The 5,124-nt window shown below is 72.4% G+C and carries 5 protein-coding genes and 2 tRNA genes; 2 read left to right on the forward strand and 5 right to left on the reverse strand.

What is annotated here, in order from left to right; genetic code table 11:
• Positions 1-226 (reverse strand): helix-turn-helix domain-containing protein (locus ABCR83_RS32075; protein ID WP_462698784.1); only part of this gene is annotated, 226 nt, incomplete at its 3' end.
• Positions 227-378: 152 nt separating this feature from the next.
• Here ABCR83_RS32075 and ABCR83_RS32080 point away from each other — a divergent pair.
• A complete protein-coding gene (locus tag ABCR83_RS32080; protein ID WP_462698785.1) occupies positions 379-1,674 on the forward strand; it encodes a N,N-dimethylformamidase beta subunit family domain-containing protein in 1,296 nt (431 codons plus the stop codon).
• 121 nt (positions 1,675-1,795) lie between these two features.
• Complete coding sequence (locus ABCR83_RS32085; RefSeq protein WP_462698786.1) at positions 1,796-2,695, forward strand: phosphoribosylaminoimidazolesuccinocarboxamide synthase; 900 nt, start codon at positions 1,796-1,798, stop codon at positions 2,693-2,695.
• Positions 2,696-2,774: 79 nt separating this feature from the next.
• On the opposite strand, the gene ABCR83_RS32090 is transcribed toward ABCR83_RS32085, so the two are convergent.
• The 4 genes from ABCR83_RS32090 to ABCR83_RS32105 all read right to left on the reverse strand — a co-directional run bounded on the left by ABCR83_RS32090 (position 2,775) and on the right by ABCR83_RS32105 (position 5,001).
• Positions 2,775-2,850: transfer RNA gene (locus tag ABCR83_RS32090), tRNA-Gly, on the reverse strand.
• Between the two features lie 34 nt (positions 2,851-2,884).
• Positions 2,885-3,526 carry a response regulator gene (locus ABCR83_RS32095; RefSeq protein ID WP_462698787.1) on the reverse strand — a complete coding sequence of 214 codons (642 nt, stop codon included), beginning with the start codon at positions 3,524-3,526 and terminating at the stop codon, positions 2,885-2,887.
• On the reverse strand, positions 3,510-4,790 hold the full coding sequence (locus tag ABCR83_RS32100) for a sensor histidine kinase (RefSeq protein WP_462698788.1): 1,281 nt from the start codon (positions 4,788-4,790) through the stop codon (positions 3,510-3,512). Before ABCR83_RS32100 ends, ABCR83_RS32095 begins: the two co-directional genes overlap by 17 nt.
• 135 nt (positions 4,791-4,925) lie before the next feature.
• Positions 4,926-5,001 (reverse strand) — tRNA-Gly (locus ABCR83_RS32105).
• Positions 5,002-5,124: the final 123 nt, after the last annotated feature.

Here is a 5,124-nt window from a genome sequence, read left to right on the forward strand (position 1 = left end):
CATCATTGAGGAACGCCAGCTCCTCGGTCTTCTTCCATGCCGTCAGCATCGCCGAAGTGGCGTTGTAGTTGACCCGCTCCTGCCGCGCCCACGCCTCGGTACGAACGGCGAGCGCAAGGTTGTAGACCTTCCGCACACAGCCGAACGTGCGCGACAGCTCGGCTGCCTGCGCACCGGTCGGATGGAAGCGGTATCTGAACGCCCGCTTCACGCACATCGTGGCCATGCTCACAAACTAGCGTGGCTACGGTTCAAGGCCAAACCTGCGAGTCAGAGCACTGTGATCCGCCCTGGCGGCGAATCGCAGCCCCTTGCCCTGCTCCGCAGAAGTCCGATTCCTCCCCCGCCTGAAGGCGGGGGTCTCCTCGGAGGCATCTGATGAACGGGAAGCACCGCCGCCCCGCCGAGGACACCCACCGCCGGATCAAGGGCTTTGTGACCGACAGCGCCGTGGCGCCCGGGGAGAGCGTGGAGTTCCGCATCACCGTCGAGCCACCCCGGCCGTTCGGCGTGGAGATCCACCGCGTCGGTCACTATGCGGGCCACGGCGCCGCGAAGGTCACCGCCAGCCCCCGGCTGCCGGGCATCGTCCAGCCGCCGCCGCTGATCGTGGACCGCACGGTCTCCTGCCACCACTGGTGGCTCTCCTGGCGGCTGCCGGTGCCCGCCCACTGGTGCCCGGGCGCCTATGTGGCCGTGCTGACCACCGCCGACGGCCACCGCAACCACATCCCGTTCACGGTCCGCGACGATGCCCCCGCCGATCTGCTGTTGGTGCTGCCCGAGATCAGCTGGCAGGCGCACAACCGCTATCCCGAGGACGGGCGGGCGGGCGCCGCCCTGTGCGACGCCTGGGACGAGCCGGACGCCCCCCCGGGCGAAGCGGCCGCGGCGACCACGGTCTCCTTCGACCGCCCCTACGCGGGCACCGGCCTGCCACCGCAGCTGGGCCACGCCCATGACGTCATCCGCTGGGCCGAGCGCCTCGGGTACGACCTCGCCTACGCCGAGGCCCGCGACCTGCACGCGGGCCGGGTCGACCCGGCCCGCTACCGCGGCCTGGTCTTCCCCGGCCCCGACCCCTACTGGTCCGCCCCCATGCGCCGTGCCGTCGAACGAGCCCGCGACGCCGGCACCTCGCTGGTCTTCCTGTCCGCGGGCACCCTGCACCGGCCGGTGACGCTGGCCCCCTCGCCGGCCGGGCCGGACCGGCTGCTGAGTTGCCGCAGGCACCGCACCTCCGGCCGGGCCACGCTATGGCGCGATGCGGCCTGCCCGGAGCAGCAACTGCTCGGCATCCAGTACGCGGGCCCGGTGCCCGAGCCCGTCCCCCTGGTCGTCCGCAACGCCGGTCACTGGCTGTGGGAGGCCACCGGCGCGGGCGAGGGCGATGAGCTGCCCGGCCTGGTCGCGGGCGAGGCGGACCGTTACCACCCCCGCACCGCCCTGCCCCCGCACCATGAGCGGATCCTGCTCGCCCACTCCCCGTACCGGGACGCCAAGGGCACCCGGCGCCACCAGGAGACCTCCCTCTACCGCACCCCCGGCGGCGCCCTGGTTTTCGCCGCGGGCACCCTCGGCTGGTCCCCGGCCCTGGACCGGCCGGGCCATGCGGACCCCCGGGTGCAGCGGGCCACGGCCAATCTGCTCGACCGCATCTGCAAACGCGCCTGACCCACAGCCGTGCCCGACCCGCAACCGTGCCCGACCCGCAACCGTGCCCGACCCTCCGCGAACCGCCCGCCGCGCCATGCGGCAGAATTCGGGGCGTTTGGACAAACCACCAGGAGGACACGTGTCCGGATTCGTCGAGAAGCCCGAACCGGTCGAGGTGCCCGGCCTTGTGCATCTGCACACCGGAAAGGTCCGCGACCTCTACCGCACCGAGGGCGGTGACCTGGTGATGGTCGCCAGCGACCGGATGTCCGCCTACGACTGGGTGCTGCCCACCGAGATCCCCGACAAGGGGCGGGTCCTCACCCGGCTCTCCCTGTGGTGGTTCGACCGGCTCGCCGACCTGGTCCCGCACCATGTGCTGTCCACCGAGCTGCCCCCCGGCGCCCCCGCCGACTGGGCCGGCCGCACCCTGATCTGCCGCTCCCTTCGGATGCTCCCGGTCGAGTGCGTGGCCCGCGGCTATCTGACCGGCTCCGGCCTCGCGGAGTACCGGCAGACCCGCACCGTCTGCGGCCTCGCCCTCCCCGAGGGCCTGGCCGACGGCTCCGAGCTGCCCTCGCCGGTCTTCACCCCGGCCACCAAGGCCGAGGTCGGCGAGCACGACGAGAACGTGCCCTATGAGGAGGTCGCCCGCCGCGTCGGCGCCGACACCGCGGCCCGGCTCCGCCAGACCACCCTCGCCGTCTACGGCCGTGCCCGCGAGATCGCCCGTGACCGGGGCATCATCCTGGCCGACACCAAGTTCGAGTTCGGGTTCGCGGGCGACGAGCTGGTGCTCGCCGATGAGGTCCTCACCCCGGACTCGTCCCGCTTCTGGCCCGCCGATCAGTGGCAGCCGGGCCGGGCCCAGCCGTCCTTCGACAAGCAGTTCGTCCGCGACTGGCTCACCTCGCCGGAGTCCGGCTGGGACCGCAGGGGCCAACTGCCGCCCCCCGAGCTCCCGCCCGCCATCGTCGAGGCCACCCGCGCCCGCTACATCGAGGCCTATGAGCACCTGACCGGCACCGCCTGGGCCTGAAACACCGAAGGCCCCTGAAACACCGAAGGCCCCTGAAACACCGAAGGCCCCGGTCATCAATGACCGGGGCCTTCTTCGATGGAGCGGACGACGAGGCTCGAACTCGCGACCTCAACCTTGGCAAGGTTGCGCTCTACCAACTGAGCTACGTCCGCATTCGCCCCGCGCTCTCGTGCGGTGCGGGTTCCACTATAGCCAACCCTGAGAGCGTGCGATGCGCGCGGCCGCATGACGGTTCTCGGCACCCAGCTTTGCGGCGGCCGCCGAGAGATAGTTGCGGACCGTGCCCGCGGTCAGCGAGGCGCGCTGCGCGATTTCCGCGATGGACGCCCCGTCCTCCGCCAGTTCCAGCAGCTCGGCCTCGCGGGCGGTCAGCGGGGAGTCGCCGGCGCTGATCGCGTCCGCCGCCAACTCCGGATCCACATAACGGCTTCCGGAGTGCACGGCACGGATGATCTCGGCGAGCCGCCGTGCCGAGACGGTCTTCGGTACAAACCCACGCACCCCCGCCGCCAGGGCCCGCTTCAGATGGCCGGGCCGGCCATGACCCGTCACGATCATGGCCCGGCAGTTGGGCAGTTCGGCCCGCAGGGATGTGGCGACCGCCACACCGTCCGCCCCTGGCATCTGAAGATCCAGCACGGCCACATCGGGCCGGTGCGCCCGTGCCATCGCGAGCGCCTCCGGGCCCGACGCCGCCTCGGCGACCACCTCGAGGTCGTCCTCCAGCCCGAGCAGCGCGGCCAGCGCGCCCCGGATCAGGTGCTCGTCATCGGCGAGCAGCACCCGCACGGCCATCTGTGCCCTCCCTCCGTCACCCGGCCACCGCATGGGGCGCCGGCCGGCCGGTGTCCGCGTCGTCCTGCCCGGCGCCGGCGGGGCGCACCGGCAGCTCGGCGGTCACCCGGAACATCCCCCGCGGCCGCTGCTCGGCGGTCAGCGCGCCCCCCAGTGCGGTGAGCCGCTCCCGCAGTCCGGCCAGTCCCGAGCCCTCGCCGTCCCCGACGGCCCGGGCAGTACCCGGCACCCCGTCGTTCTCCATGATCAGTACGGCGGATTCCGCCGCCACCCGGAGCCGCACCGCACACCGCCGGGCGTCCGCATGCCGCAGCACATTGGTGGTGCCCTCGCGGACCACCCAGGCCAGCGTGGACTGCACCGCTTCCGGCAGCTCGGCCCCGGCCGAGTCCTCGATCCGGCACTCGATGCCGGCCGCGGCCAACACGCCCCGGGCGCCCACCAGTTCGGTGTGCAGGTCGGCCTCGCGATAGCCGCGTACCACCTCGCGCATCTCCCGCTGCGACTCCTGGGCGAGGTGCCGTACCTCGGCCAGCTGCTCCAGGGCGGCGGGCGAGCCCCGGCGGGCGAGCTGCTCGGCCAGCTCGCTCTTGAGCGCGATCACCGCGAGGTTGCGGCCGAGTACATCGTGCATGTCCCGCGAGAACCGCAGCCGTTCCTCGGTGACCGCCAGCCGCGCCTGCACCCCGCGCGCCGCCTCGGCCTCCCACATCACGGCGAGCACCCAGCCGGTGGACCGTACGCACAGGGCCCACGCCGTGAAGAACAGCACGGTGAAGGCGGCCCCGGCGGCCCCGGTCACCCCGCCCCCGGCCGACGCCGCGACGACGGCCATGGCCCCGGCGCCCGCCGCGCACCAGGCCAGATACCGGCGGACCCGCACCAGCAGGCTGAACGAGCCGAAGAAGGTGAACGCGTGGCCCTGGAGCACCACCCCGCCGCCGGGGTTGGCGGCCGTCGGCGTACCGCCCGTCCGCACCAGCGCCGCCAGTGCCACCAACGAGGCCAGGAGCAGCGCTCCGGAGCAGGCCAGCCGCCCCCAAGGGGCGGCCCGCTTGCGCAGGTAGCACTCGAGGGCGCGCCGGGACAGCCCGATGCCGAGGAAGCACTGGGCGAAGGAGAGCGCCAGCAGCAGCGCGGCCGCCGGGCGGTGCCGGCCGGCGTCCCCCAGCAGTCCGGCCGCGGACAACAGCGGGAAGAGGAAGGGCAGCAGATACAGCGCCCACCGCATAAAGCTGTCGACCTGGGCGATCCTGCTCCGTCCCCGCCACCCCCGCAGCCGCGTCCGCACGCCCATGCCCCTGTTACCCCCGTGTGCTCGAACCCTCGGCAAGATCCGTCTCGTTGAGCGGCATCCCCGGACATACCTCATCAACACCCAAGCACACCAAGCAAGAAGGCCCCGGTCATCAATGACCGGGGCCTTCTTCGATGGAGCGGACGACGAGGCTCGAACTCGCGACCTCAACCTTGGCAAGGTTGCGCTCTACCAACTGAGCTACGTCCGCATGCACTCCGCGTTCTCGCGCGGTGCGAGCACCACTGTACCTGATCCACTTGCGTGGTCGGTAAGCGATGAGAGCGGGTGACAGGAATCGCACACTGCGCCTCCCCCTTGGAAAGGGGGCGCT

Source organism: Streptomyces xingningensis (genome assembly GCF_054957865.1).

Bases quoted from the DNA above. Each gene is read 5' to 3' on its own strand.
- ABCR83_RS32095 (WP_462698787.1), bottom strand. From the start codon at position 3,526: ATGCGGTGGCCGGGTGACGGAGGGAGGGCACAGATGGCCGTGCGGGTG.
- ABCR83_RS32080 (WP_462698785.1), top strand. From the start codon at position 379: ATGAACGGGAAGCACCGCCGCCCCGCCGAGGACACCCACCGCCGGATC.
- ABCR83_RS32100 (WP_462698788.1), bottom strand. From the start codon at position 4,790: ATGGGCGTGCGGACGCGGCTGCGGGGGTGGCGGGGACGGAGCAGGATC.